The organism is Serratia sp. CC22-02, from assembly GCF_900182895.1.
In the GTDB taxonomy this organism is placed as follows: Bacteria; Pseudomonadota; Gammaproteobacteria; order Enterobacterales; family Enterobacteriaceae; genus Serratia; species Serratia nevei.
In genome coordinates, this window is record NZ_FXUD01000002.1 from 401,253 (window position 1) to 426,742 (window position 25,490).

24 protein-coding genes, 6 tRNA genes and 3 other RNA genes are annotated in these 25,490 nt (G+C 59.5%); 24 read left to right on the forward strand and 9 right to left on the reverse strand.

Annotated elements, in window-relative coordinates:
* Positions 1–7: 7 nt before the first annotated feature.
* The 21 genes from cydB (at position 8) to pnuC (ending at position 10,893) form a co-directional block, all read left to right on the forward strand.
* Complete coding sequence (gene cydB / locus QOL81_RS08700; protein WP_019454033.1) at positions 8–1,147, forward strand: cytochrome d ubiquinol oxidase subunit II; 1,140 nt, start codon at positions 8–10, stop codon at positions 1,145–1,147.
* Between the two features lie 17 nt (positions 1,148–1,164).
* A complete protein-coding gene (gene cydX, locus QOL81_RS08705) occupies positions 1,165–1,278 on the forward strand; it encodes a cytochrome bd-I oxidase subunit CydX (protein ID WP_004939868.1) in 114 nt (37 codons plus the stop codon).
* Positions 1,278–1,574, forward strand: a complete 297-nt coding sequence (gene ybgE, locus QOL81_RS08710; protein WP_038877538.1) for a cyd operon protein YbgE — start codon at positions 1,278–1,280, stop codon at positions 1,572–1,574. The genes cydX and ybgE overlap by 1 nt, the downstream gene beginning before the upstream one ends.
* Before the next feature lie 130 nt (positions 1,575–1,704).
* Positions 1,705–2,109, forward strand: coding sequence for a tol-pal system-associated acyl-CoA thioesterase (gene ybgC, locus QOL81_RS08715; RefSeq protein WP_025160034.1), 405 nt, complete (start codon positions 1,705–1,707; stop codon positions 2,107–2,109).
* Positions 2,106–2,789 carry a Tol-Pal system protein TolQ gene (gene tolQ / locus QOL81_RS08720; RefSeq protein ID WP_004939862.1) on the forward strand — a complete coding sequence of 228 codons (684 nt, stop codon included), beginning with the start codon at positions 2,106–2,108 and terminating at the stop codon, positions 2,787–2,789. The genes ybgC and tolQ overlap by 4 nt, the downstream gene beginning before the upstream one ends.
* Positions 2,790–2,801: 12 nt before the next feature.
* A complete protein-coding gene (tolR, locus tag QOL81_RS08725; RefSeq protein WP_004939859.1) occupies positions 2,802–3,230 on the forward strand; it encodes a colicin uptake protein TolR in 429 nt (142 codons plus the stop codon).
* Between the two features lie 81 nt (positions 3,231–3,311).
* A complete protein-coding gene (tolA, locus tag QOL81_RS08730; RefSeq protein WP_060440506.1) occupies positions 3,312–4,538 on the forward strand; it encodes a cell envelope integrity protein TolA in 1,227 nt (408 codons plus the stop codon).
* A gap of 132 nt (positions 4,539–4,670) precedes the next feature.
* The gene (gene tolB, locus QOL81_RS08735; protein ID WP_004939856.1) at positions 4,671–5,963 is read left to right on the forward strand and encodes a Tol-Pal system beta propeller repeat protein TolB; all 1,293 of its coding nucleotides are present in this window, start codon (positions 4,671–4,673) and stop codon (positions 5,961–5,963) included.
* Between the two features lie 44 nt (positions 5,964–6,007).
* Positions 6,008–6,517, forward strand: a complete 510-nt coding sequence (pal, locus tag QOL81_RS08740; RefSeq protein ID WP_025160033.1) for a peptidoglycan-associated lipoprotein Pal — start codon at positions 6,008–6,010, stop codon at positions 6,515–6,517.
* Between the two features lie 9 nt (positions 6,518–6,526).
* The gene (gene cpoB / locus QOL81_RS08745; RefSeq protein WP_033647153.1) at positions 6,527–7,321 is read left to right on the forward strand and encodes a cell division protein CpoB; all 795 of its coding nucleotides are present in this window, start codon (positions 6,527–6,529) and stop codon (positions 7,319–7,321) included.
* Between the two features lie 178 nt (positions 7,322–7,499).
* Positions 7,500–7,575, forward strand: a tRNA-Lys gene (locus QOL81_RS08750).
* 131 nt (positions 7,576–7,706) lie between these two features.
* Positions 7,707–7,782: transfer RNA gene (locus tag QOL81_RS08755), tRNA-Val, on the forward strand.
* A gap of 7 nt (positions 7,783–7,789) precedes the next feature.
* Positions 7,790–7,865: transfer RNA gene (locus tag QOL81_RS08760), tRNA-Lys, on the forward strand.
* 15 nt (positions 7,866–7,880) lie between these two features.
* Positions 7,881–8,005: non-coding RNA, RtT sRNA (locus QOL81_RS08765), on the forward strand.
* Positions 8,006–8,159: 154 nt separating this feature from the next.
* Positions 8,160–8,235 (forward strand) — tRNA-Lys (locus QOL81_RS08770).
* 13 nt (positions 8,236–8,248) lie between these two features.
* A non-coding RNA gene (locus QOL81_RS08775) (RtT sRNA) lies at positions 8,249–8,371 on the forward strand.
* 36 nt (positions 8,372–8,407) lie between these two features.
* A tRNA-Val gene (locus QOL81_RS08780) sits at positions 8,408–8,483 on the forward strand.
* Positions 8,484–8,490: 7 nt separating this feature from the next.
* A tRNA-Lys gene (locus QOL81_RS08785) sits at positions 8,491–8,566 on the forward strand.
* 74 nt (positions 8,567–8,640) lie between these two features.
* A non-coding RNA gene (locus tag QOL81_RS08790) (RtT sRNA) lies at positions 8,641–8,765 on the forward strand.
* Between the two features lie 320 nt (positions 8,766–9,085).
* The gene (nadA, locus tag QOL81_RS08795) at positions 9,086–10,147 is read left to right on the forward strand and encodes a quinolinate synthase NadA (RefSeq protein ID WP_015376982.1); all 1,062 of its coding nucleotides are present in this window, start codon (positions 9,086–9,088) and stop codon (positions 10,145–10,147) included.
* A 20-nt stretch (positions 10,148–10,167) separates the two neighbouring features.
* Positions 10,168–10,893, forward strand: coding sequence for a nicotinamide riboside transporter PnuC (gene pnuC, locus QOL81_RS08800; RefSeq protein ID WP_048232945.1), 726 nt, complete (start codon positions 10,168–10,170; stop codon positions 10,891–10,893).
* 36 nt (positions 10,894–10,929) lie between these two features.
* Here pnuC and zitB read toward each other — a convergent pair whose 3' ends face one another.
* The 3 genes from zitB to QOL81_RS08815 are packed head-to-tail and all read right to left on the reverse strand — an operon-like array spanning position 10,930 to position 15,694.
* Positions 10,930–11,892 (reverse strand): CDF family zinc transporter ZitB, encoded by a 963-nt coding sequence (gene zitB / locus QOL81_RS08805; protein ID WP_033637476.1) that lies wholly within the window; start codon positions 11,890–11,892, stop codon positions 10,930–10,932.
* Positions 11,892–15,092: an ATP-binding protein gene (locus tag QOL81_RS08810; RefSeq protein WP_283439784.1), complete on the reverse strand. Its 3,201-nt coding sequence runs from the start codon at positions 15,090–15,092 to the stop codon at positions 11,892–11,894. The genes zitB and QOL81_RS08810 overlap by 1 nt, the downstream gene beginning before the upstream one ends.
* Entirely contained in the window at positions 15,089–15,694 is a 606-nt protein-coding gene (locus QOL81_RS08815; RefSeq protein ID WP_060423720.1) for a response regulator, read from the reverse strand. The genes QOL81_RS08810 and QOL81_RS08815 overlap by 4 nt, the downstream gene beginning before the upstream one ends.
* A gap of 212 nt (positions 15,695–15,906) precedes the next feature.
* Here QOL81_RS08815 and aroG point away from each other — a divergent pair, with 212 nt between their 5' ends.
* The 3 genes from aroG to QOL81_RS08830 all read left to right on the forward strand — a co-directional run bounded on the left by aroG (position 15,907) and on the right by QOL81_RS08830 (position 19,471).
* On the forward strand, positions 15,907–16,959 hold the full coding sequence (gene aroG, locus QOL81_RS08820; RefSeq protein WP_047568857.1) for a 3-deoxy-7-phosphoheptulonate synthase AroG: 1,053 nt from the start codon (positions 15,907–15,909) through the stop codon (positions 16,957–16,959).
* A 270-nt stretch (positions 16,960–17,229) separates the two neighbouring features.
* Positions 17,230–18,420 (forward strand): YjgN family protein, encoded by a 1,191-nt coding sequence (locus QOL81_RS08825; protein WP_060423723.1) that lies wholly within the window; start codon positions 17,230–17,232, stop codon positions 18,418–18,420.
* Between the two features lie 7 nt (positions 18,421–18,427).
* On the forward strand, positions 18,428–19,471 hold the full coding sequence (locus QOL81_RS08830; protein WP_070914098.1) for a M48 family metallopeptidase: 1,044 nt from the start codon (positions 18,428–18,430) through the stop codon (positions 19,469–19,471).
* 56 nt (positions 19,472–19,527) lie between these two features.
* Here the strand turns inward: QOL81_RS08830 and gpmA are convergent, their stop codons facing one another.
* The 6 genes from gpmA to QOL81_RS08860 all read right to left on the reverse strand — a co-directional run bounded on the left by gpmA (position 19,528) and on the right by QOL81_RS08860 (position 25,384).
* Positions 19,528–20,280 carry a 2,3-diphosphoglycerate-dependent phosphoglycerate mutase gene (gene gpmA / locus QOL81_RS08835; protein ID WP_004939834.1) on the reverse strand — a complete coding sequence of 251 codons (753 nt, stop codon included), beginning with the start codon at positions 20,278–20,280 and terminating at the stop codon, positions 19,528–19,530.
* A gap of 215 nt (positions 20,281–20,495) precedes the next feature.
* Positions 20,496–20,843 (reverse strand): PsiF family protein, encoded by a 348-nt coding sequence (locus QOL81_RS08840; protein WP_283439785.1) that lies wholly within the window; start codon positions 20,841–20,843, stop codon positions 20,496–20,498.
* Positions 20,844–21,040: 197 nt separating this feature from the next.
* Positions 21,041–22,084: a galactose-1-epimerase gene (gene galM / locus QOL81_RS08845; protein WP_283439786.1), complete on the reverse strand. Its 1,044-nt coding sequence runs from the start codon at positions 22,082–22,084 to the stop codon at positions 21,041–21,043.
* The gene (galK, locus tag QOL81_RS08850) at positions 22,078–23,229 is read right to left on the reverse strand and encodes a galactokinase (RefSeq protein WP_060423662.1); all 1,152 of its coding nucleotides are present in this window, start codon (positions 23,227–23,229) and stop codon (positions 22,078–22,080) included. Before galK ends, galM begins: the two co-directional genes overlap by 7 nt.
* A complete protein-coding gene (galT, locus tag QOL81_RS08855) occupies positions 23,226–24,278 on the reverse strand; it encodes a galactose-1-phosphate uridylyltransferase (protein ID WP_283439787.1) in 1,053 nt (350 codons plus the stop codon). Before galT ends, galK begins: the two co-directional genes overlap by 4 nt.
* A 284-nt stretch (positions 24,279–24,562) precedes the next feature.
* Positions 24,563–25,384 carry a CPBP family intramembrane glutamic endopeptidase gene (locus QOL81_RS08860; RefSeq protein ID WP_060440498.1) on the reverse strand — a complete coding sequence of 274 codons (822 nt, stop codon included), beginning with the start codon at positions 25,382–25,384 and terminating at the stop codon, positions 24,563–24,565.
* Between the last annotated feature and the right edge of the window lie 106 nt (positions 25,385–25,490).

The window sequence follows — 25,490 nt, forward strand, 5'->3', positions numbered from 1 at the left end:
TCCACGTATGTTTGACTATGAAGTACTGCGATTTATTTGGTGGGTCCTGGTTGGCGTACTGCTGATCGGCTTCGCCGTCACCGACGGTTTCGACATGGGCGTCGGCATTCTGGTGCGCATCATCGGGAAAACCGATACCGAGCGCCGGGTGATGATCAACTCCATCGCCCCGCACTGGGACGGTAACCAGGTGTGGCTGATCACCGCCGGCGGCGCGCTGTTCGCCGCCTGGCCGATGGTCTACGCAGCGGCCTTCTCCGGCTTCTACGTCGCCATGATCCTGGTGCTGGCCGCCTTGTTCTTCCGCCCGGTCGGTTTCGACTACCGTTCCAAGCTGGAGAGCAGCCGCTGGCGCAACATGTGGGACTGGGGCATCTTCATCGGCTCCTTCGTGCCTGCCGTGGTATTCGGCGTGGCGTTCGGCAACCTGCTGCAGGGCGTGCCGTTCCACATGGACGAGTACATGCGCCTGTTCTACACCGGTAACTTCTTCCAACTGCTGAATCCGTTCGGTCTGTTGGCGGGCGTGGTCAGCCTGACCATGCTGGTTACCCAGGGGGCGACCTACCTGCAAATGCGCACCACCGGCGAGATCCACCTGCGTTCACGCGCTGCGGCGCAGATCGCGACGCTGATCATGGCGGTGTGCTTCCTGCTGGCGGGCGTATGGCTGGTGAAAGGCATCGACGGCTTCGTCGTGACGTCGGCGCTGGACACCCTGGCGGAATCCAACCCGATGCGTAAAGAAGTGGCGCATCAGGCCGGGGCCTGGCTGATCAACTTCAACAAGTACCCGCTGCTGTGGGCGTTGCCTGCGCTGGGCGTGGTGCTGCCGTTGTTCACCATCCTGTTCTCGCGTCTGGAGAAAGGCGCACTGGCGTTCGTCACCTCGTCGCTGACCATCGCCTGCGTCATCCTCACCGCCGGGGTCACCATGTTCCCGTTCGTGATGCCGTCCAGCACCGTGCCTAACGTCAGCCTGACCATGTGGGACGCGACGTCGAGCCTGTTGACGCTGAAAGTGATGACCGTCGTGGCGGCGATCTTCGTGCCTATCGTTTTGGCGTACACCAGCTGGTCGTACTACAAAATGTTCGGTCGCCTTGACAAGAACTACATCGAAAACAACAAGCATTCGCTGTACTAAGGATAAGGAGCTAAACCATGTGGTATTTTGCCTGGATTCTCGGAACGCTTCTTGCCTGCGCCTTCGGCATCATCACGGCGCTGGCGCTTGAGCAGAGCGAAGCAACCAAAGCTCAGCAAGATGGTAAGTGATGAGCTCGTCCGTGATTGACAAGCTGTACGCTGTCACCGACAAGGGCCCGATCCGGGCCCTTTCCCTGGTGCTGGCGTTGATTTTGGCGGGGTGCGTGTTCTGGGATCCGACGCGTTTCGCCGCCAAAACCAGCTCGCTGGAGATTTGGGAAGGGCTGTTGCTGATTTGGGCGGTGTGCGCCGGGGTGATCCACGGCTTCGGATTCCGCCCGCAGCGCAGCATCTGGCGCGCCTTTTTCGCGCCACTTCCCGCAATTGTGATCCTGTGCGCAGGATTACTTTACGTTTCTTTATAATCTCCCTGATGTCCCCACGTTATGGGCCCTCACGGCCCATAATTATTTTCATTCCCATCTTGTAACCCATTCCCAACCCGATCCGTCTTGCGTATAGTAGCAGCGTTAAATTGCATTGCTGGGAAGTAGAGTGAGTAATACGTTGTTTCGATGGCCGGTTCGCGTTTACTACGAGGATACCGATGCCAGTGGTGTGGTCTATCACGCCCGCTACGTCGCCTTTTTTGAAAGAGCGCGCACAGAGATGCTGCGTCAGCACAACTTTCATCAACAGCAGCTGCTCAGTGAACAAGTCGCTTTTGTCGTCCGGCGCATGACGGTGGATTATCTGGCTCCGGCTCGTCTCGACGAGCAACTGGAGGTCCAGAGCGAAATCACCTGTCTGCGCGGGGCTTCTCTCACGTTTGCTCAACGCATTGTCAATTCTGACGGGGCCCTACTGAGCCAGGCAGATGTCCTGATTGCCTGTATTGATCCACACCAAATGAAGCCAAGAGCGCTTCCTAAGTCTATTGTCGCGGAGTTTAAGCAGTGACTGACATGAACATCCTAGATTTATTCTTGAAGGCGAGCCTGCTGGTTAAGCTTATCATGTTGATTTTGATATGCTTCTCGGTAGCCTCTTGGGCGATCATCATTCAGCGCACCCGCATCCTCAATGCGGCGACGCGTGACGCCGAAGCCTTTGAAGACAAATTCTGGTCCGGTATCGAGCTTTCCCGTCTGTACCAGGAAAGTCAGGCGCGTCGCGATAGCCTGACCGGTTCCGAGCAGATCTTCCATTCCGGGTTCAAAGAGTTCGCCCGCCTGCACCGCGCCAACAACCATGCGCCGGAGTCGGTGATCGAAGGGGCGTCGCGCGCGATGCGTATTTCGATGAACCGCGAGCTGGAAACGCTGGAAACCCATATTCCGTTCCTCGGCACCGTCGGTTCGATCAGCCCGTATATCGGCCTGTTCGGCACCGTGTGGGGGATCATGCACGCCTTTATCGCGCTGGGCGCGGTGAAGCAAGCCACGCTGCAGATGGTGGCGCCGGGTATCGCCGAAGCGCTGATCGCCACCGCGATCGGTCTGTTCGCCGCCATCCCGGCGGTAATGGCCTATAACCGTCTCAACCAGCGCGTCAACAAGCTTGAGCAGAATTACGACAACTTTATGGAAGAGTTCACCGCTATTCTGCATCGTCAGGCCTTCTCCAGCGACAGCAAATAAGTAGGAGGTAGCATGGCGAGAGTACGTGGACGTAGTCGGCGCGAGCTGAAGTCCGAAATTAACATCGTTCCGCTGCTCGACGTGTTGCTGGTGCTGCTGCTGATCTTTATGGCAACCGCGCCAATCATCACGCAGAGCGTGGAGGTTGACCTGCCGGACGCCACCGATTCCAAAACGGTGTCCAGCGATGACAATCCGCCGGTGATCCTCGAGGTTTCCGGCGTAGGTCAATACACCCTGGTGGTGGATCACAACCGTATGGAGCTGCTGCCGCCTGAGCAAGTCGCGGCCGAAGCCAAGTCGCGTTTGGCAGCTAACCCGAAAACGGTCTTTTTGATCGGCGGTGCGAAGGAAGTCCCTTACGATGAGATTATCAAGGCATTGAATATTCTCCATCAGGCGGGCGTGGCTTCCGTGGGGCTGATGACCCAGCCGATCTGACCGTAAGGCGAACGGCAACCCGGTTCCTGCGCTGCGGCCCAGGAACCCCGTATAAGCAACACCAGTTTTTGGGAATCTATTTTGGTAAAGGCAACTGAGCAAAACGATAAGCTGAACCGCGCCGTTATTGTTTCGGTCGTTCTGCACTTCATATTGATTGCCCTGCTGATTTGGGGATCGCTGCAGGAAAAGGTCGACATGGGCGCCGGCGGTGGCGGTGATGGCACCGTGGTGGGCGCAGTGATGGTCGATCCTGGCGCGGTGGTGGAGCAATACAACCGCCAGCAGCAGCAGAGCAACGATGCGCAGCGTGCCGAGAAGCAGCGCCAGAAAAAGGCGGAGCAACAGGCCGAAGAGCTTCAGCAGAAGCAGGCGGAGCAACAGCAGCGCCTGAAGGAGCTGGAGAAAGAGCGTTTGGCGGCGCAGGAGAAAGCTGCGCAGGACGCCAAGGCGCAGGCTGAGCAACAGCAGAAGGCAGCGGAGCAGCAGAAACAGGCCGCCGAGCAGCAAAAAGCGGCGGAAGCCGCCGCAGCCAAGGCCAAAGAGCAACAGAAGGTCGCCGAAGCCGCCGCCGCCAAGGCGAAGGCCGAAGCGGAAAAGGTCGCCAAGGCACAGGCGGACGCGCAGAAGAAAGCCGAAGCGGAAGCCAAGAAAGAAGCGGCCGCCGCTGCCGCCGCCAAGAAACAGGCGGAAGAGGCGAAGAAAGCCGCGGCGGCTGCCGCAGAGCAAAAAGCCGCAGAGGCCGCGGAGAAGAAAGCGGCCGCTGAAGCTGAGAAAAAAGCCGCAGCGGAAGCCGAGAAGAAGGCTGCCGCCGAGGCAGAGAAGAAAGCTGCGGCCGAGAAAGCGGCTGCCGCCAAAAAAGCCGCTGCGGATGCCAAGAAGAAGGCTGCCGCTGAGGCTGCGAAACAATCGGATGAAGTTAGCGATCTGTTTGGCGGCCTGGCGGACGGCAAGAACGCGCCGAAAGGCGGCGGTGCTAAATCGAAAGGCGACGGTAAACCGGCCGGGCAGGGCAATGCCAAAGCGGCTGGGGCCAGCGGGGCGGATATCAGCGGTTATATGGGGCAGATTCAAGGGGCGATTCAGAGCAAATTCTATGACGCCAGTTCGTTCGCCGGCAAAACCTGCGACCTGCGTATCAAGCTGGCGCCGGACGGCCTGCTGATAAGCGTACAAGCGGCGGGGGGCGATCCTGCTCTGTGTCAAGCAGCAGTGTCTGCCGCCAAGTTGGCGCATATACCGAAGCCGCCGAGCGATGCCGTTTATCAGCACTTTAAGAATTCTATACTTGAATTCAAGCCGCAATAACGGTTGATTGAGTGAGTGATATCACAGGGATGTACTAAGGTAACCAACAGGGATTATGTAGTTTTACGTAAGTTGGTTTGTTAAAATTCTGCTAATTTATCGCAGGCATCCCGCCTGGATAAGGGAGATGAGATGAAGCAGGCATTTCGAGTAGCGCTAGGTTTTTTAATTCTGTGGGCGTCCGTACTGCACGCGGAAGTTCGCATTGAAATCACCCAAGGGGTCGACTCCGCTCGTCCGATTGGCGTGGTGCCGTTTAAATGGGCGGGCCCTGGCACGCCGCCGGAAGATATCGGCAAGATTGTCGGCGCGGATCTGCGCAACAGCGGCAAATTCAACCCGATCGACGTGGCGCGCATGCCGCAGCAACCGACCTCCGCGTCTGAAGTGACGCCGGCGGCCTGGACTGCGCTGGGCATCGACGCCGTGGTTGTCGGCCAGGTTCAACCTGGCGCCGACGGCAGCTACCTGATCTCCTACCAGCTGGTGGACACCTCGGGTTCGCCGGGCACCGTATTGGCGCAGAACCAGTATAAAGTAACCAAACAATGGTTGCGTTATTCTGCCCATACCGCCAGCGACGAAGTGTTCGAGAAGCTGACCGGCATCAAGGGCGCGTTCCGTACCCGTATCGCCTACGTCGTGCAGACCAACGGCGGGAAATTCCCGTATGAGCTGCGCGTAGCGGATTACGACGGTTACAACCAGTTCACGGTGCACCGTTCGCCTGAGCCGCTGATGTCACCGGCCTGGTCGCCGGACGGCAGCAAACTGGCTTACGTGACCTTCGAGAGCGGCCGTTCCGCGCTGGTGGTGCAGACCCTGGCTAACGGCGCAATCCGCCAGATCGCCTCGTTCCCGCGCCACAACGGTGCGCCGGCGTTCTCGCCGGACGGCAGCAAGCTGGCCTTCGCGCTGTCCAAGAGCGGCAGCCTGAACCTGTACGTGATGAACCTCGGCTCCGGCCAGATCACGCAGCTGACCGATGGTCGCAACAACAACACCGAACCGACCTGGTTCCCGGATGGCCAGTCGCTGGCGTTTACCTCCGACCAGGGCGGGCGTCCGCAGATTTATAAAATCAGCGCCAGCGGCGGTGCCGCACAGCGTCTGACGTGGGAAGGCTCTCAGAACCAGGATTCTGAAGTCAGCTCCGACGGTAAATTCCTGGTGATGGTAAGCACCAACAGTGGTGCGCAACACATCGCCAAACAAGATCTTGGATCGGGCGCCGTTCAGGTTTTGACCGGCACCTTCCTGGATGAAACGCCTAGTATTGCGCCAAACGGCACCATGGTGATCTATAGCTCCACGCAAGGTATGGGCTCCGTGTTGCAGCTGGTGTCAACTGATGGGCGTTTCAAAGCGCGTCTTCCGGCAACTGATGGACAGGTCAAATTCCCTGCCTGGTCGCCGTATCTGTGATGCATGTGTAAATATGTATGGCAAACTATAAAAGGATCAAAGAAATGCAACTGAACAAAGTGCTGAAAGGGCTTCTGCTGGCACTGCCAGTTCTGGCTGTAGCAGCTTGTAGTTCTAACAAAAGCGCAAACAACGACCAATCTGGTATGGGCGCTGGCACTGGTATGGAAAACGGCAGCAGCAACCTGTCTTCCGAAGAACAAGCTCGTCTGCAGATGCAAGAACTGCAGAAGAACAACATCGTTTACTTCGGCCTGGACAAGTATGACGTAAGCTCCGAATTCGCTCAGATGCTGGACGCGCACGCTGCATTCCTGCGTAACAACCCGTCTTACAAAGTGACCGTTGAAGGCCACGCTGACGAACGCGGCACGCCGGAATACAACATCGCTCTGGGTGAGCGCCGTGCTAACGCCGTTAAAATGTACCTGCAGGGTAAAGGCGTTTCCGCTGACCAGATCTCTATCGTTTCTTACGGTAAAGAAAAACCAGCAGTACTGGGCCACGACGAAGCGGCTTATGCTAAAAACCGTCGTGCCGTTCTGGTTTACTAAGAGAATCGCATGAACAGTAACTTCAGACGTCACCTGTTGAGTCTGTCGTTACTGGTTGGCGTAGCGGCCCCTTGGGCCGCTACTGCCCAAGCGCCAATCAGTAATGTCGGCTCCGGCTCGGTCGAAGACCGTGTCACCTCGCTTGAGCGCATCAGCAATGCTCAAGGCCAGCTTTTAAACCAACTCCAGCAACAACTCTCTGATAACCAACGCGACATTGATTCTCTCCGTGGGCAAATCCAGGAAAGTCAGTATCAGTTGAATCAGGTGGTTGAACGCCAGAAGCAAATCTATCAGCAGATGGATAGCCTCAGCCAGGGCGGCGCTCAGAGCGCCTCTGCGGCCGCGGGCGCTGCCGGTGGGGCAGCCGCAGGCGCATCTTCCGATGCGGGCGGCAGCGCGCCTGCAGCCGCGTCTGCAACGCCGAGCGGCGGTGATGAGAACAGCGACTACAACGCCGCTGTTTCTCTGGCGCTGGAAAAAAAACAGTATGACCAGGCGATTTCCGCCTTTCAGTCCTTCGTAAAACAGTACCCGAAGTCTACCTACCAGCCCAACGCCAACTATTGGCTGGGGCAGTTGTTCTACAACAAGGGTAAAAAAGACGACGCGGCCTACTATTTTGCGGTGGTGGTGAAGAATTACGCGAAATCACCGAAGGCGCCGGACGCCATGTACAAGGTGGGTATCATCATGCAGGAGAAAGGGCAGGCCGATAAAGCCAAAGCCGTGTTCCAGCAGGTGATTAAACAGTACCCAACCAGTGCGGCGGCCAAACAGGCGAAAAGCCGCGTAGGCGGTTAACAGTCAGAAAAATGAGCCCAGAAGTTAGTCGATTTGACCGATTTCTGGGCTCATTCGCGTGAAGAACAAGCAGTTGAACGCATCAGTAAAAAATTTAGGTTGCGCTGCCAAGATAAATTAGTAATATATGCCGCCGTTGCCAAGACATCTTGCAAGATGTTAAAGCGGCAGGGAAATTGGGTCGTTAGCTCAGTTGGTAGAGCAGTTGACTTTTAATCAATTGGTCGCAGGTTCGAATCCTGCACGACCCACCAATTTTGAAGCAAGAAATGAAGTGGAATCGGGAAGGATAACATCACGAAGTGATGGCCCGTCAGGGCGAGGCCAAAGGCCGAGTCATCCTGCACGACCCACCAATTTCTGAAGTAGCAGTAACCACAACAGTGGGTGATTAGCTCAGTTGGTAGAGCATCTCCTTTACACGGAGGGGGTCGGCGGTTCGAGCCCGTCATCACCCACCACTGTTATGGGTCGTTAGCTCAGTTGGTAGAGCAGTTGACTTTTAATCAATTGGTCGCAGGTTCGAATCCTGCACGACCCACCATTCTTTAAGAATGGCTGCGATAGAGAATCGTAAAGGATGAGAACCGTAAAGGTTCGAGTCTCGCGAAGCGAGACAACATCACTCCGGTGATGGCCCGCAAGGGCGAGGCCAAAGGCCGAGTTATCCTGCACGACCCACCATTCTTTAAGAATGGCAGCTTCAGAATCGGTTTGATGTGGCAAAGTAAAGGTCCGAGTCGAGTACCCGTCGAGTTGTCCTGAACATCCCCATCCTTGTTTTCCGCGAGTCGGTTCCAATAGAGCCTATTCGCCATCAGCAGTAAACCACATCAGTGGGTCGTTAGCTCAGTTGGTAGAGCAGTTGACTTTTAATCAATTGGTCGCAGGTTCGAATCCTGCACGACCCACCACTCTTTAATAGAGCAAGGTGTTAAATCGTCAGGATGAGAACCGTAAAGGTTCGAGTCTCGCAAAGCGAGACAACATCACTCCGGTGATGGCCCGAAGGGCGAGGCCAAAGGCCGAGTTATCCTGCACGACCCACCACTCTTTGAGAGTGAAAAATAGCAGTACCACAGCAGTGGGTGATTAGCTCAGTTGGTAGAGCATCTCCTTTACACGGAGGGGGTCGGCGGTTCGAGCCCGTCATCACCCACCACTTCTGCGGGTCGTTAGCTCAGTTGGTAGAGCAGTTGACTTTTAATCAATTGGTCGCAGGTTCGAATCCTGCACGACCCACCAATTCAGAGAAAAGCGCCTTTTGGCGCTTTTTTCGTTTCTGTAACATCTAAACCTGACCTCATCTTCTTGCCAACATGGTCACCGAGTCGTGCGGGTGAGATCCTGCGTTCAGGTTCGAGCATCGCGCAGCGATACGACAACGCGCAGCGTTGCCCGCAGGGTGAGGCCACAGGCCGAATCAATCCTGCACGACCCACCAATTCAGAGAAAAGCGCCTTTTGGCGCTTTTTTCGCATCTGCAGCACCGTCAGCTACATTCGTGCTTTCTCGTTTCAACACCGCACCGATCATCACGCTGTTCTCTGAACGGCTATACGGTCTCGTCAGGCCATTTCCCGCTGTGAGCTGTGTAACCAATATCTGTTTTTTTTAATCCATTAAACAATAGGTGCGCAAATATGAAAATATCAGCGGACTTTTCGCGCAGTTTTAGGTATTTTGTTTAGTATATAAAACGAAGGGCGTTGCGGCAGGCGATATTCACGCGGCAGGCGCCCAGCCTAGCATGAGATTGCAGCGATGAGTGAAATGTTTGATGTCAATGCGGCGGTGTATCCCTTCCCGCCGAAACCGGTTCCGCTGGACGTAGCCGAAAAAGCCTTTTATCGCGAAAAGATCAAAACCCTGCTCAAGCAGCGCAATGCGGTGATGGTCGCCCACTATTATACCGATCCGGAAATCCAGGCGCTGGCGGAAGAAACCGGCGGCTGCGTGGCGGATTCGCTGGAAATGGCGCGCTTCGGCAGCGCCCATCCGGCTTCCACGCTGTTGGTGGCCGGCGTGCGCTTCATGGGGGAAACCGCCAAGATCCTCAGCCCGGAAAAGCAGGTGCTGATGCCGACGCTGTTTGCCGAATGTTCGCTGGATCTGGGCTGCCCGGAAGAGGAGTTTCATGCGTTTTGCGACAGCCACCCCGATCGTACCGTGGTGGTCTATGCGAACACCTCGGCGGCGGTCAAAGCGCGCGCCGACTGGGTGGTCACTTCCAGCATCGCCGTTGAGCTGATCGAGCACCTGGACAGCCTGGGCGAGAAGATCATCTGGGCGCCGGATCGCCATCTCGGCAGCTACGTGCAGAAGCAGACCGGCGCCGACGTGCTGTGCTGGCAAGGCGCCTGCATTGTCCATGACGAGTTCAAGACTCAGGCGCTGCGGCGCATGAAGGCGCTTTATCCGCAGGCGGCCATCCTGGTGCATCCCGAATCGCCACAGGCGGTGGTTGAGTTGGCGGATGCGGTGGGATCGACCAGCCAACTGATTCAGGCGGCGAAAACATTGCCGCATCAACAGCTGATCGTCGCCACGGATCGCGGTATCTTTTACAAGATGCAGCAGGCCTGCCCGGACAAGGAGCTGTTCGAAGCGCCGACCGCCGGAGAAGGGGCGACCTGTCGCAGCTGCGCGCATTGCCCGTGGATGGCGATGAATGGCCTGAAGGCGATTGCCGAAGGGCTGGAGCAGGGGGGCGCGCAGCATGAGATCCACGTGGACGCCGCGCTGCGTGAGAAGGCGCTGGTGCCGCTGAACCGCATGCTGGATTTCGCCGCTCAGCTTAAGATGCAGGTTAAAGGCAACGCTTAACCGTTTAAAAGGATGACTTCATGAGCTTCTTCAGTACCAGCAATATTCTGGTGCACATTCCGCTTGGCGCGGGCGGTTACGATCTGTCGTGGATCGAAGCCATCGGCACGCTGTTCGGGTTGCTGTGCATCTGGTACGCCAGCAAGGAAAAAATCATCAACTACCTGTTCGGCCTGATCAACGTCACGCTGTTCGCGGTAATTTTCTTCCAGATCCAGCTGTACGCCAGCCTGCTGTTGCAGCTGTTCTTTTTCGGCGCCAACATTTACGGTTGGTATGCCTGGAGCCGCCAAACCCAGGATAATCAGGCTGAGCTGCAGATCCGCTGGCTGCCGTTGCCGAAAGCGTTGGCCTGGGCGGCGGTTTGCGTCATCGGCATTGGCCTGATGACCTTTAACATCGACCGCGTGTTCGCCTGGCTGACGCAGATCGCGGTAGCGGTGATGCAAGGGCTGGGGCTGAACGTGCAGATGCCTGAACTGCAGCCGGACGCGTTCCCGTTCTGGGATTCGGCGATGATGGTGCTCTCCATCGTGGCGATGATCCTGATGACGCGCAAGTACGTGGAAAACTGGCTGCTGTGGGTGGTTATCGACGTCATCAGCGTGGCGATCTTCGCTTACCAGGGGGTGTACGCGATGGCGCTGGAGTATGTCATTCTGACGCTGATCGCCCTGAATGGCTCCTGGCTGTGGATCAAGAGCGCCGGGCGCAACCGTTCCAACCCGCTCTCGTCCGCACCGTAGCAACAGCAGAGGGCGCCGTGGTGGCGCCCTCTTGGCTTAGTGACGATGTCCCAGATGGGAGTGCGCTTCGGCATGTGAGTGTTCACTCGGCTCCGGCGCCCGGTTGATACCGCAGTCCGGCGTCTCGCAGTGCCGGTACTCCATCTGAATGGTCACATGGCCAATCTTGTAGTGTTCCAACAGATAAGCCTGAATGCGTTGCAACAGCCCATCGTGGTCATGCGGCGGGATCACCTGCGCATGCAGCGTCATCAGCTTCTGTTCGCCGATCTGCCAGACATGCACGTGATGGATGTTGCGCACTTCCGGGATATTCAGGCACAGGTCTTTTTGCAGCTTGGCGATATCGACCTCCTGCGGCGTGCCTTCCAACAGCTCGTGGAAACTCTCCTTCAGCAGCCGCCAGGCGCTGCGTAGCACCAGACAGGAGACCAGCACCGACAGGATCGGGTCAATCGGCGTCCAGCCGGTGGCAAGAATGACGATGGCGGCGACGATGGCGCCCACCGAACCGAGCAGGTCGCCCAACACATGCAGCGCGGCGGCGCGCACGTTGATATTTTTCTCTTCGCTGCCGCGATGCAGCAACCAGAAGGCGAACAGGTTCGCCAGCAGCCCCGCTACGGCGATGATCAGCATCGGGGTACCCATCACCGGCTGCGGTTCGAAGAAACGCCGTATCGCCTCCCACAGGATGAATACCACGATCACCAGCAGCGCCGCGGCGTTGAGGAAGGCCGCCAGGGTGGTGAGGCGCAGATAGCCGAAGGTGTGGCGCGCGTTGGGCTTGCGCTGGGAGAAGTGCACCGCCATCAGCGCCACCAGTAGCGCGGCGGCATCGGTCAACATATGGCCGGCGTCGGCCAACAGCGCCAGCGAGCCGGACAACAGGCCACCGACCACCTCGGCCACCATAAAGACGGCGGTGACTAAAAAAGCGGTCAGTAGGCGTTTACTATTACTGTCTTTCGGCAGGTGTACGTGTGGAGTGTCCGACATTATTCATCCTTATGCATAGCGAAAGAGGGGGCGGCGGCGAGCAGAGCGTCCAGCTCCGGTTCTATCTGCGCCACTAACGCCTTTAATTTAGTATAAGCGGCGGCGGCAAGCTCGCCCCGACGTGCGGTATCCACCAGCTGCTGGCACAGCTGCGCGGCTTCCGGCAGCTGCAGCATCAGCAGGCTGCCCTTGATGCGGTGCGCCGCCTGCTCCAGCTGTGGCCAGTCGCTCGCGGCGACGGCGTCCGCGAGCCGCTGCCGGTCTTGGCGCAGCGTATCGCCGAGCGTCTGCGCCAGCCGCTGCAGCATGGCGCGATCGCCACCTGCCATTTCGGCCAGCGTTTGTCGCAGGTCAGTAAGGACTGACTTTTCTTCCTGAGCCTGCGGTTGCTGAGCCAATACCTGGCCGATCGCCGCCAGTGAAATCGGTTTGGTCAGGAAGTGGTCGATCGCCACCAGCCCCGGCGGGATGCGGGTAAACTCCTGCACGTCTGCCGAGCAAAGCACGATGCGGCAAGGCGGGCGTTGCAGCCGCTGTTCGTCGCGGCGGATCAGCCTGGCCAGCGTCAGCCCGTCCGGGCGCGGCATGTTATAGTCGATAAACAGCAGATCGAACGGTTGCCGGCGCTGGGCCTTCAACAGCGCATAGCCTTGTTCAAAGCGGGCGGGTTGCAGCCCGAAGTGGCGCAGCTGGCGTTCCAGCAGCAACAAATTGGTGGGGTGATCGTCGATCAGCGCGGTACGCAAGGCGGAAGACGGCAGAGCATAGGTGTGCTCCTCCTGGGCGACAGCCGGCGCCGCGCCGCTCAGCTCGACCGGTATCGCGACCTCGACGCGGGTGCCGACGCACGGCTGCGAGTGCAGCTCGATGCGGCCGCCCATCTGTTCGACGATCTCTTTGCAGATAGACAGTCCCAAACCGGTGCCCTGCACCGAAATGCGTTGCGCGCCGCGCGCGCGGTAAAACGGTTGGAACAGCTTGCCTATCTCATCGGCGGCGATGCCGCAGCCGCTGTCGTTCACCGTTAATCGTAATTCCCCCTGCCGCTCATCTTGCGCGCGCCAGCCGATCTCGACCTGAATAGTGCCGCGCGGTGTAAACTTTATCGCGTTGTTTATCAGGTTGTTAGCCACTTGAAGTAAACGCTCACCATCAATAATCACCGCCTCAGGCAGCGCCGGATCCGCCAGCACGCTCAGCGTCAACGGGCGTTCGCCGATCAGCGGCCGGTAAAGGGCATCGATGCGCGCTACCCAGGGGCGCAGCGCCACCGGTTTCGGTGCCAGCGTCAGCGAACCGGTTTCCAGCCGGGCGTGATCCTGCAGGTCGTTGAGCAGGTTGAGCAGCGAAGAGGCCGAGCTGTATATCACCGGCAGGCCTTCCGGCGCGGGTTGGCGTTTGAGCTCCAGCTCCAGCAGGCCGAGGATGGCGTGCATCGGCGTGCGCAGCTCGTGGCTGACGGTGGCGAGGAATTTGCTCTTCATGCGGTTTTCCGCCTCGGCGCGGCGGCGCGCGTGCTCGAGTTCTTCGCGTTCGCGTTTTTCACGGCGCTGCAGCATGAAACGGCGCAGCGTTAGCGCCAGCAGCAGCACGGTGGCGGCGGCCAGCAGCGCCAGCAGCCAGGTGGTCTGCGGCGGCATACGGTTGTCATTCACCGCGTCGATAAGATTGCTGCGGTCGACGATCCACTCGTCGCGCAGCGATTGCAGGGTGTCCGCCGGGATCTGCATCAGATTCTTATCGAGGATCGCCAACAGAAGAGGTTGATCGCGGCGCACGCCGAAGGCCACCGGGTAGGGGATGTTGTTGGCGGCAAAGGCCAGCTTGATGGCGCCGGAATAGCGCGACAGCGCCAAAAAGTTGGCGGAGATGACGTTATCCACCAGCGCATCCAACTGGCCGTTGGCCAGCGCGTCGTACATCGACTTGCTGTCGGCGAAGCTGACGGTCTGCTCCTGTTCCGGCACCAGCCCCTGCGCCAAATCGCCCTGCAGCACGCCGATGCGCTTGCCGGCCAAATCGTTCCAGGTGGAAATGCCGTCGGCGTGCTGGCCGACGTAAACGCCCCACAGCGAGCGGTGGATCGGCATGCTGGCGCCGTAGCGCGCCTTGACGCCGCGCGCCAGCGGCAGGGCGGCGCGGAAGCTGGCCTGGCCGGCCTGCACCAGCTGATCGGCCTGCTCGGCGTTGCGCGCCCACAGCGGTGCGAAACGCAGCCCGGTGTTTTGCGCGATGATGTTGAGAATGTCGATGGCGTAGCCGCGCGGCTGGCCGTCAGAGCCGCGGTAGGCGAACGGGAAGTTGTTCTCGATGGCGGCGTAGTACACCACGCGGTGGCTCGCCACCCAATTCTTCTCCATCGTCGTCAGGTCGGCATTGCCGGTGTCGAGGTAGCTGGGGATCTTTTTGCTCCAGCGGCTCTGCAGGGCGTTCATCAGCTCCATCGGCGCGTCGGCGATGGCGGTGTCCAGCGTGTCTATCAGCCGTGAGTCGGCGGCGGCGAACACGAAGGACAGGTTGCCCAGATTCTCGTTGCTTTCAATCTGATAGAGCTGGCCGAGCTGCAGCTGGTCGATGATAAAGCTGGCGCTGGCCTCGTCGGCGATAAAGTAGTCGCTGCTGCCGTTGAGCAGCGAGTAGACCGCCTGCAGATTGTTGTCGTAGCGCTGGATCTGCGACGCCACGGCCTGCAGAGCGCCGCCGGACTGCATGTCGGTCAGCGCGCCGATCGCGACGCGGGCGTTGGCGGAGTTGAGCATCACCGGTCGATCGTTGCTGCGATCGCGCAATACGCGCAGGTTGCTGACGTAATAGGGCTGAGAGATCGCCAGGCCGTGCAGCGCCTCACTCTGCGGGATGCCGTACAGCAGATCGATCTTGCCGTCGTGCAGCGCCTGCTCCAGCTGGGTCAGATCGGCAAAGCCGTAAATGGCGAAGCGAATGCCGGTTACCTGCTGGATATAGCCGAGGTAGTCGGCGTTCAGCCCATACAGATCGTCGTCCACGATGATGTTGTACGGGCTGGTGTTCTCACTGATGATGCCGATGCGCAGCGTTCGGTCGCGCCAGGGATTTTTCTCGCCGACGATCAGCATGTTCTCGGGGGTATTCAGATTGCTGACCAGCTGATAGCGCACCGGCTCCGCCGCCTGCGCCAGACCGCACCACAGGATCAGCAGCAGCAGCGCGCGGCGCATCATGGCGCCAGCTCTTTAAACACCGCCACCAGCTCCAGCAGGTTGCCGGCGCCGGTTTTGCGCTGGATGTTCTTCTTGTGCGTGCTGACGGTCTTGTTGCTGATGTGCAGCCGATCGGCGATCTGCAGGTTGGACAGCCCCTGGCTCAGCAAGCCCAGCACTTCGAGCTCTTTGGGAGTGAGCAGCCCACCGTCCGCCGTCGGCGCTTCTTCGGCCAGCGCGGCGGCGGGGAAGTGGGTTTCACCGTCCAGCACCTGCTCAATCGCCTGTACCAGCTCTGCCAACGAGCTGCCTTTATTGACGAAACCGTTGGCTCCGGCGGCATGGGCCATGCGCGCATAGACCTCGGCCTCCTGCGCGGTATAGATCAGGATCGGCTGCTGCGGGTAGCGGCGGCGGATTTTTTTCAACAGCTGCAGCCCGTCGACCTGCGGCAGGCCGATATCCAGGATCACCAGGCCGAAAGCGGCCTCGGCCAGCAGGGCCAGCGCCTGGACGTCGTCCTGCGCCGCCTGCAGGCGGTAGGAGCGGGATGATTTCATTAGCGCCGCTTCCAGTGCGACATGAACCACCGGGTGGTCATCAACTAATAACAGAGAGGGCATGTTCAACTCGGGTCGCTTTATATTCCGATCGCTAGCATAGCGAAAAAGGAGGCTCTGCGCTCCCCTGATGAAACAGCACAATCTGCTGTTAATTTGGCGGTTCCAGCGGAGGGGGGCAAAGGTGATTTACAGCGTCATTCCCACAGGCTAGATTGTTGGGATCTACACCGTTACGCACTGCGAAATACCCCTCGATACCGAATGGAAAAGCTATGAATTACCAAAACGACGATTTACGCATTAATGATATTAAGGAACTCCTGCCGCCGGTGGCTTTGCTGGAGAAATTCCCGGCCACTGAACGCGCAGCAAAGACGGTGTCCCAGGCCCGCAGCGCAATTCACAATATCCTCCGCGGCAGCGACGATCGCCTGCTGGTGGTGATTGGCCCTTGCTCTATCCACGATACCCAAGCCGCCAAAGAGTACGCGGGGCGCCTGCTGGCGCTGCGTGAAGAACTGAAGGGCGAGCTGGAAGTGGTCATGCGCGTATACTTCGAAAAACCGCGCACCACCGTGGGCTGGAAAGGCCTGATCAACGATCCGCAGATGGACAACAGCTTCAACATCAACGACGGTCTGCGCCTGGCGCGCAAGCTGCTGGTGGAGATCAACGACAGCGGCCTGCCGGCCGCGGGCGAATTCCTCGACATGATCACGCCGCAGTACCTGGCGGATCTGATGAGCTGGGGCGCCATCGGCGCGCGCACCACGGAATCGCAGGTGCACCGCGAGCTGGCCTCCGGCCTCTCATGCCCGGTCGGCTTCAAGAACGGCACCGACGGCACCATCAAGGTGGCGATCGACGCCATCAACGCCGCCGGCGCGCCGCACTGTTTCCTGTCGGTAACCAAGTGGGGCCACTCGGCGATCGTTAACACCAGCGGCAACGGCGACTGTCACATTATTCTGCGCGGCGGCAAAGAGCCGAACTACAGCGCGGCGCACGTGAAGGACGTCAAAGCCGGCCTGAGCAAAGCCGGGCTGCCGGCGCAGGTGATGATCGATTTCAGCCATGCCAACAGCAGCAAACAGTTCAAAAAGCAGATGGACGTGAGCGCTGACGTTTGCGGGCAGATTAGCGGCGGTGAAAAAGCGATCATCGGCGTGATGATCGAAAGCCACCTGGTGGAAGGCAACCAGAACCTCGAAAGCGGCGAACCGCTGGTTTACGGCAAGAGCGTGACCGACGGCTGCATCGGCTGGCAGGACACCGAAACCGTGCTGCGCGATCTGGCGGCGGCGGTGAAAGCGCGCCGCGGTTAATCGCGAAAATGACAAGGGCTCGGCAGCGGGCCCTTGTTTTATCCTTGTCATTGCACTTCTCTATCTCCATCTTCCGTTAATATAAGGCTTACAATTAATAGGCCAATGAAATCATTAAGCGACCTCCTTCGCATTATTCCTATTTAATAAAAGAATAATTGTCACTGCTCATGGCATTGTGCTTATATAAGACGCTTTTTTATTCCACAAACCCCGCATGACAAATAAGCGGGGAGTGGTATGACCTATTCCTTTCAGGACGAAAGAATTATGACAAGCAATACCTCGCAGCCGCTGGGGCTGCACCGGATTAAATTCCATGGGAAAGGTGGCGAGTACTTCGCTATTTGGTTAGTCAATGCATTATTGACCATCGTGACCCTGGGCATCTATTCCGCCTGGGCGACGGTGCGTCGTCGCCGCTATTTTTACGGCAACACGGAATTGGACGGCGATCGTTTCGATTACCATGCGCAGCCGCTGCAAATTCTGAAAGGGCGGCTGTTGGTGATCGGCGGTATCATCGTGTTTTATATCCTGCTGGCGGTGGCGCCGCTGCTGGGGCTGCTGGCCTTATTGGCGTTGCTTGCCCTGCTGCCATGGGTGGTGATTCGCAGCTGGCGCTACAATGCGATTATGTCGAGCTATCGCGGCGTGCGTTTTAATTATGTTTGCCGCACCGGGCGCGCTTATTGGGCGCTACTGTTCTGCCCGCTATTACTGATTATCGGGCTTTATGTCGGCTTAATCATTTTGCTCAGTATTGGCAGCAGCTTTGACAGCATTAACGCCATCGGCCTGATGCTGGTGTTGACGCTGCTGTTGGCCGTGCCGGCATTCGCCGCCGTCAACGGTATTATTAGCGCGCTGCAGCACGATCTGTACGTTAATAATCTGTTCTTCGGCCGCACGCCGTTTATTGCCGAACTGAAAAAGTCGGCCTTTATCAAATTTGCCTTGATCGGCCTGCTCATTTTCCTGCCGTTTATGTTGGCGGCGCTGGTGTGTATGGGGTCGTTCATGCTGTCGCTGTACCAAATGGTATTGATGGGCATACTGACGGATGAAACCGCCGACTTGCTGGTGTTGGAGAATATTGGCAGCCTGCTGCTGATGATGGTGGTGTTGCTGGTTGGCGCCTTGATTGCCGGCAGTTACCAGATTGTCGCCCAACGCAACTATCTGTTTAACCAGGCGACGCTGAACGGCAGCATCAAATTGCACTCTTCAATGCAAACGCTGCCGTATATGGGGCTGTTGATCACCAATACCCTGATCACGCTGTTCTCGCTCGGCTTTGCTGCGCCGGTGGCGGAAGTGCGTCACGCCCGTTATCTGGCGGAGTGCACGGCGGTTGAAGGCGATCTGGCATTGCTGGACATCGCGGCGCATCAGGAAACCGCCAACAGCGCGGTGGCTGAAGAAGCGGTGCAGGCGCTGGATCTGGGCGGCAGCTTCTGAGGCGCCGATGATCCTTGAGGGCGCCTATCAGTTGCCGGGGCGGGCCGCACGTGAGGCGGCCCGCCTGCTGGTGAACGAAAGCGGCGAGGGCGTGATGCTGCAGCGGCAGGATGAGCAACGTTACATCCCCTTGGCGGACATCACCGTCTCTGCGGCGCTGGGCAATATTCCGCTGACGCTGACCTTTAAGGACGGCGCGCGCTTTGTGCCGGACGACGACGCGGCGTTTCGCCGCTGGTTCTATCAGCGCCGTTCGCCGGGCTGGGTGCATCGCCTGGAACGCCACAAACGCGGCGTCGCTCTGGCGCTGCTGATGACGCTGCTGGCGGTCGTGGCCTACGTTTACGTCGTGCTGCCGTGGGCGAGCAGCGAGATCGCCATGCGCATCCCCACCTCGGTGGAACAGACGCTGGGCGAACACACGCAGACGTTTTTAAGCCAGAGCGGCTTCAAGCCTTCTGCACTCCCGGCCGAGCGGCAGCGGGCGTTGCAGCAGCTGTTCCGGCAGGTGATGCCGGCCGAAATGCGTGAGGAGCGTACGCCGCTGTCGTTGAAGCTGATGGCGGTGCCCGGTGCGCCGAACGCCTTTATGTTGCCGGACGGCACGCTGGTGCTCAGCGATAGTCTGGTCGCCCTGGCGAAAAACGACGATGGGCTGGCGGCAGTCATGTTGCATGAGATGGGGCACCACGCTCATCGCCACCCAATGCGCATGCTGGTGCGTTCGTCGCTGGTGGCGTTGACGCTGATGTGGATGACCGGTGACGTCAGCGGCATCGGCGATACGCTGCTGCAGTCTGCGTCCTTCGTGAATGAGATGCAGTTTTCCCGCGGGATGGAGCGCGAGGCGGATGCGTTCGCGATAGCGCAAATGCAGCGACAGGGGCGTTCGCTGGCGCAAATGGCAGCGATCTACCGCGCGTTGGCGCAGGCGCCTGAACGAGAACAGGCCGATGACTGGGCGCTGCCGGCCTGGCTCAGCACCCACCCGGCGATGCAGGAACGGCTGGACGCGGTGAACGATGCGATGGCGCAGCAGCCGCCACAGTAATCAGTAATAAAAAAGCCCCCGGTTTTCACCGGGGGCTTTTTCGTTAACGGGCGAAATTACTTCGCTTTACCCTGGTTTGCCACGGCGGCCGCTTTTGCAGCGATCTCGTCGGCGTTACCCAGGTAGTAACGTTTGGTTGGCTTGAAGTTCTCGTCGAACTCATACACCAACGGCACGCCGGTTGGGATGTTCAGCTCGAGGATTTCGTCTTCGCTCAGGTTATCCAGGTATTTCACCAGCGCGCGCAGCGAGTTGCCGTGCGCGGCAACGATCACACGCTCGCCGCTCTTGATGCGTGGCAGGATCTCTTCGTCCCAGTAAGGAATCACGCGATCGATGGTCAGCGCCAGGCTTTCGGTCAGCGGCAGCTCTTGCTCGGTCAGCGAGGCGTAGCGCGGATCGTGGCCAGGGTAACGTTCGTCTTCTTTGGTCAGCTCAGGTGGGGTCACCGCGAAGCCGCGACGCCATTGTTTCACCTGCTCGTCGCCGTATTTTTCAGCGGTTTCCGCTTTGTTCAGACCCTGCAGCGCGCCGTAATGACGTTCGTTCAGCTTCCAGGATTTTTCGGTCGGCAACCAGGCCTGATCCAGCTCGTCGAGGATGTTCCACAGGGTGTGGATCGCGCGCTTCAGAACGGAGGTGTAAGCGAAGTCGAAAGTGAACCCTTCTTCTTTCAACAGCTTGCCTGCGGCTTTCGCTTCGGTACGGCCCTTGTCGGACAGATCGACATCATACCAACCGGTGAAGCGGTTTTCTTGGTTCCACTGGCTTTCGCCGTGACGCACCAGAACCAGCTTAGTTACAGCCATAGCTTAACTCCTTAATAATCTGACATTTCAATGATAACGAAAATCATTATATTGCCGCGGGCCAGGGCTCGGCAATCGATAGTGTCTAACCATAGCCAATTTCTTGCCGCAAAGTAAGGGCTGGCGAAAGGAAAAAGCTGAATCGTTCAGGCTGGCGCTGCGAGGGGGAAACGGCGCGCCGAAATCGCTTCGGGCGCGCCGTGGCGTGGGGCAAATCAGGCCGATTTTTTCAGGCAACTGCTCATGAAGGTTTTACGCGCGTCGCCCTTCAGATTATTGGTCTTGGCGTCGGCGTTGCAGGTTTTCATTTTCTGCTGCTGCGGCGTCAGGGTTTTGCCCGTCGCGGCGGCGCCTTCAGATTTCAGGCAGGTGCTCATAAAGGTGGAGCGATCCGCGCCTTTCAGCGACTTGGTGGATGCCTGTTGGTTGCAATCGGTCATGCGTTTCTGTTGGGCCGCCTGCGCCGGCGAAGGCGTTTTTGTCGCCGTCGTCGCGTCGGCCGCCATCAGATTGGTGCTCAGCATTAAGCCCGCCAGCAATGGAAGTGCAGTAATCAGACGCATAGGTGTTCCTTCAGCTATTGATTGGCCGCCATCGGCCGAAAATTGTGACGTTGCACAAGGCGTTGTGCTTATCACGGTAGCCTGAGTGTAGTGCGCGCTTTGGAATAAGGAAAGGTGGGCGCCGGCGGGGGAATAGCGCTAAAAGGTAAGCATTTATAACAAATCGCCCCCGGCCGCGTGGCGAGGGGCGTGGCGGGTCAGATAGGATAAAACTGATAATGCGTGGCGCTGCGGTAGCGGCTCCCCGGCTGCAGCCAACAGTCCGGCTGTGGCCATTCGGGATGGTGCGGACTGTCCGGCAAAAACTCGCTTTCCAGCGCCACGCCAGCGTGGTTGGCATAGCTGCCGCCGTCGCGCGCCGGCGTGCCGGCCAGATAATTGCCGCTGTAGAGTTGCAGTGCGGGCGCGTCGGTGAACACGCTCATCTGCACTTGCCCGTCGGCGGACCATAAATGGGCCGCCGGGCACTCCAGCGCGCCGCAGGTGCGGTGCAGCAGAAAAGCGTGATCGTAGCCTTTTACCCGCTGCTGGTCGCGGTCGCGCAGAAAATCCTGCAGCAGCGTTTTCGGCTGGCGGAAATCCATGCCACTGCCGTCCACCGGCGTCAGCTCGGCGCAGGGAATGCCCTCGGCGTCGACGGGCAGATAGCGATCGGCGAACAGCTGCAGCCGCTGGGCGCGGGAGTCGGTGCCGGCACCGTCCAGATTGAAATAGGCGTGGTTGGTCAGGTTGACCGGGCAGGGGCGATCGACCTGCGCCAGATAGCTGATTTCCACGCGATTGTCGGGGGTCAGGCGGTAGCAGACCTGCACGTCGAGATTGCCCGGGAAACCCTGATCGCCCTCCGCCGAGTGCAGCGCATAGCAGACCTGCTGCGCATCGTGCTGTACCCGGCGCCAGCGGCGGGCATGGAAGCCGTCGGGGCCGCCGTGCAGCTGGTGGGCGCCCTGATTGGCGGCCAGCGCATGGGGTTTCCCGTCGATGGGCAGACTGGCGTTGGCGATGCGGTTGGCGTAACGGCCGACGGTGGCGCCCAGATAGGCGCCCTGACGTTGGTAGTCCGCCGGGCTGCGGCAGCCGAGCAGCAGCTCGCGCCTTTCACCGGATTTAAGCGGCAAGACGGCGGACAGCCAGGTGGCGCCCCAGTCCATCAGCGTCACCGTCATGCCGCCGGCGTTTTGCAGCTGCGTCAGCTGATAAGGCTGACCATCGGGGGCGAGTGCCGCCGTTGCCGTCAGCATAGGCCGGCGCCTTGTGAAGCCTGGCAGACATAGAAGGTTTCCCGCAATCCGCCGGTTTGCCGCGGATACTCGTGCGCCACGGCGGCACGCACTGTCTCCACGAGATCCTGCGGCATCAGCGCGACGATGCAGCCGCCAAAGCCGCCGCCGGTCATGCGCACGCCGCCGCGTGGGCCGATCGTCGCTTTGACGATCTCGACCAGCTTATCGATCGGCGGCACGGTGATTTCAAAGTCGTCGCGCATCGAGGCGTGCGACTCCGCCATCAGCCGGCCCATGCGCTGCAGATCGCCGGCCGCCAGCGCGTCGGCCGCTGCCAGCGTGCGGGCGTTCTCGCTGATCACATGGCGCGCGCGTTTGGCTACTAACGGATCGAGCTGGTGTTGACGCGCCTCAAACTGTTCGGGGCTGACGTCGCGCAGCGCCTTGACGCCGAAGAACCGCGCCGCTTCCTCGCACTGTTTGCGGCGGGTGTTGTATTCGCTGTCCACCAGCCCGCGTTGCACATTGGAGTTGACGATCACCACCGCGACGTTGTCCGGCATCGGTACCGCACGGGTTTCCAGCGAGCGGCAGTCGATCAGCAGAGCGCTGTCGCGCCGGCCGAGCGCGGAGATCAGCTGGTCCATGATACCGCAGTTGCAGCCGACGAATTGGTTCTCCGCCTCCTGGCCGTTCAGCGCCAGCGCTACGCCGTCCAGCGGCAGCTGATAGAGCGCCTGCAGCGCCTGGCCCACCGCCACTTCCAGTGCGGCGGAGGAGCTGAGCCCCGCCCCTTGCGGCACATTCCCGGCGATCACCAGATCCGCACCGCCGAAGTCGGCGCTGCGGCGCTGAAGGTGCTTCACCACGCCGCGCACATAGTCGGACCAGCGCTGATCGGGGTGGCTGACGATCGGATCGTCGAGCGAGAATTGATCCTGCTGATTCTGATAGTCGGCGGCGAGTACGCGGATCTGGCGGTCGTCGCGCTTGGCGCAGGCGATGACGGTTTGATAATCGATGGCGCAGGGCAGCACGAAGCCGTCGTTGTAATCGGTATGCTCGCCGATCAGGTTCACCCGACCCGGCGCCTGGATGGTCAACGCCGGCGCGTAGCCGAAGTGTTCGGTAAACAGGGAATGGGTAAGCGGTTTCAGGCTCATGCTTGGGCTCCGGCTTCACGGTAATGAATATCGCTGACGGCGCGCAGACGCGCTGCGGCCTGTTCGGCGGTCAGGTCGCGCTGGGTTTCCGCCAGCATCTCGTAACCGACCATAAATTTGCGCACGCTGGCTGAACGCAGCAGCGGCGGGTAGAAATGGGCGTGCAGCTGCCAGTGCCGATTGTCGGCACCGTTGAACGGCGCACCGTGCCATCCCATCGAATAGGGGAAGGAGCACTGGAACAGGTTGTCGTAGCGGCTGGTCAGCTTCTTCAGCGCCAGCGCCAGATCTTGGCTTTGTGCCGCGCTGAGATCGGTAATGCGCTGCACCGCCGCTTTCGGCAGCAGCAGCGTTTCAAACGGCCAGGCGGCCCAGTAGGGCACCACCGCCAGCCAGTGTTCGGTGTTCACCACGATGCGTTCGCCGGCGGCCAGCTCGCGCTGTGCGTAGTCCAGCAGCAGCGGGGAGGCATGTTCCCGAAAATACTCGTGTTGCAGGCGATCTTCGCGCTCGGCCTCGTTCGGCAGAAAACTGTTGGCCCAGACCTGCCCGTGCGGGTGCGGGTTGGAGCAGCCCATCGCCGCGCCTTTGTTTTCGAACAGCTGTACCCAGGGGTACTGCCTGCCCAGCTCATCGGTTTGCGCCTGCCAGGCGGCGACCACCTGCTCCAGCGCCGGCAGCGTCAATTCGGGCAGGGTCTTGCTGTGATCGGGAGAGAAGCAGATCACCCGGCTGACGCCGCGCGCGCTCTGGCTGCGCATCAAAGGATCCTGGCTGTCGGGCGCCGGTGGCGTATCGCTCATCAGCGCGGCGAAATCGTTGGTGAAGACGTAGGTGCCGCGATAATCCGGATTGCGATCGCCGGTGACGCGCGCGTTGCCCGGGCACAGGAAACAGTCGGGATCGTGCTCTGGCAGCGTTTCCGTGGGGACGGCCTCTTGTTGGCCCTGCCAGGGGCGCTTGGCGCGGTGCGGTGAGACCAGCACCCATTGGCCGCTCAGCGGGTTATAGCGGCGGTGTGGATGATCGATAGGGTTAAATGCCGTCATACGGTTCCTTTCTTGGCGTCGACGAGGTGTAATCGCTTTCAGCCGCCGTCTTGATACGCCCGTTGCTGAAAAGGGAGAGTACATTGCGCAAAAAGATAGCATGCTCGCGGCGATAAAAAGGTGATCTAACGCGAAAAATGGAATCGTTTACACTTCATTGAAAAGCGCCGGATGCGCGGAGATGAGCCGGTGGCTACGTGCTTGAGGGGATTGCGGTGAGCTGCCGGTGATAGCGTTTTCACCTGGTCAACCGGCAGAGAGAGGCTCTCTGCCGGCGTCAGCCGTCAGGGGTGCTGATACAGCGGGTAGGTGAAGAACAGCAGATGGGTCAGGTTAAGCCCGAAATGGAACAGAATCGGCACCCACAGGCGGCCGCTCCACATCCATGCCAGGCCGTAGATCACGCCGGCCAGCGTCGCGAAGATCACCATCAGCATGCCGCCGGCCAAATGCGCGGCGCCGAACACCAGGGCGGCGACGATCAGCGCCGGCCAGGCCCCCAGCCATTGGCTGAGGCGCTGTTGCAGGTAGCCGCGAAACAGCGCTTCTTCGGCCATGCAGACGAAGAACAGGTTCGCCATCACGAACGGCAGGATCCAGGCGGGCGCATGCAGTTCGATTTTTAAACCGCCCAGCGCCACGGCCAGCAGCAACAGCGCCGGTACGCTGATGATCAATGCAATCCAGGAACCCGAGGCGACGCTTTTTTCCGCTTTATCGGTTCTGAACAGCGTGGGCAAGCAGGCGAACAGCAGGAAGGGCACCATCGCCTTGTCGAAGTTGTAATACATGGTGAACGGCGCGCTGAGCGGGCCGGCTTTGTCGCCGTCGATCATCAGCTGGTTGTGGATGCCCGGCACCAGATGCAAGAACAGCGCGATGCAGCCGGCGACCACCAAGCCTTCGAACGCGATCGCCAGATTACGCTGCTCGCGAAAATGGTGACGCAGCCCCGCCAACGCTACGATCGCCAGCAGATAACTCAGGCTGAGCGGCGTCAGTACCCCATGATAAAGCCCCATGCCCGCCGAGGCGGCCAGGATCACCCAGGCTATCAGCCGATTAAACGGCAAGAAAAATAACGAAGCAGCCAGTACGCCCCACATAATATGTCCCTTTAAAATATGTACACGGCGCTCAGCGCCTTTGCGGCGTGCGATGATGGCGAAATTGAGCGCTAAAGCGGATAGTAGCACACCCAAATGACGCTAA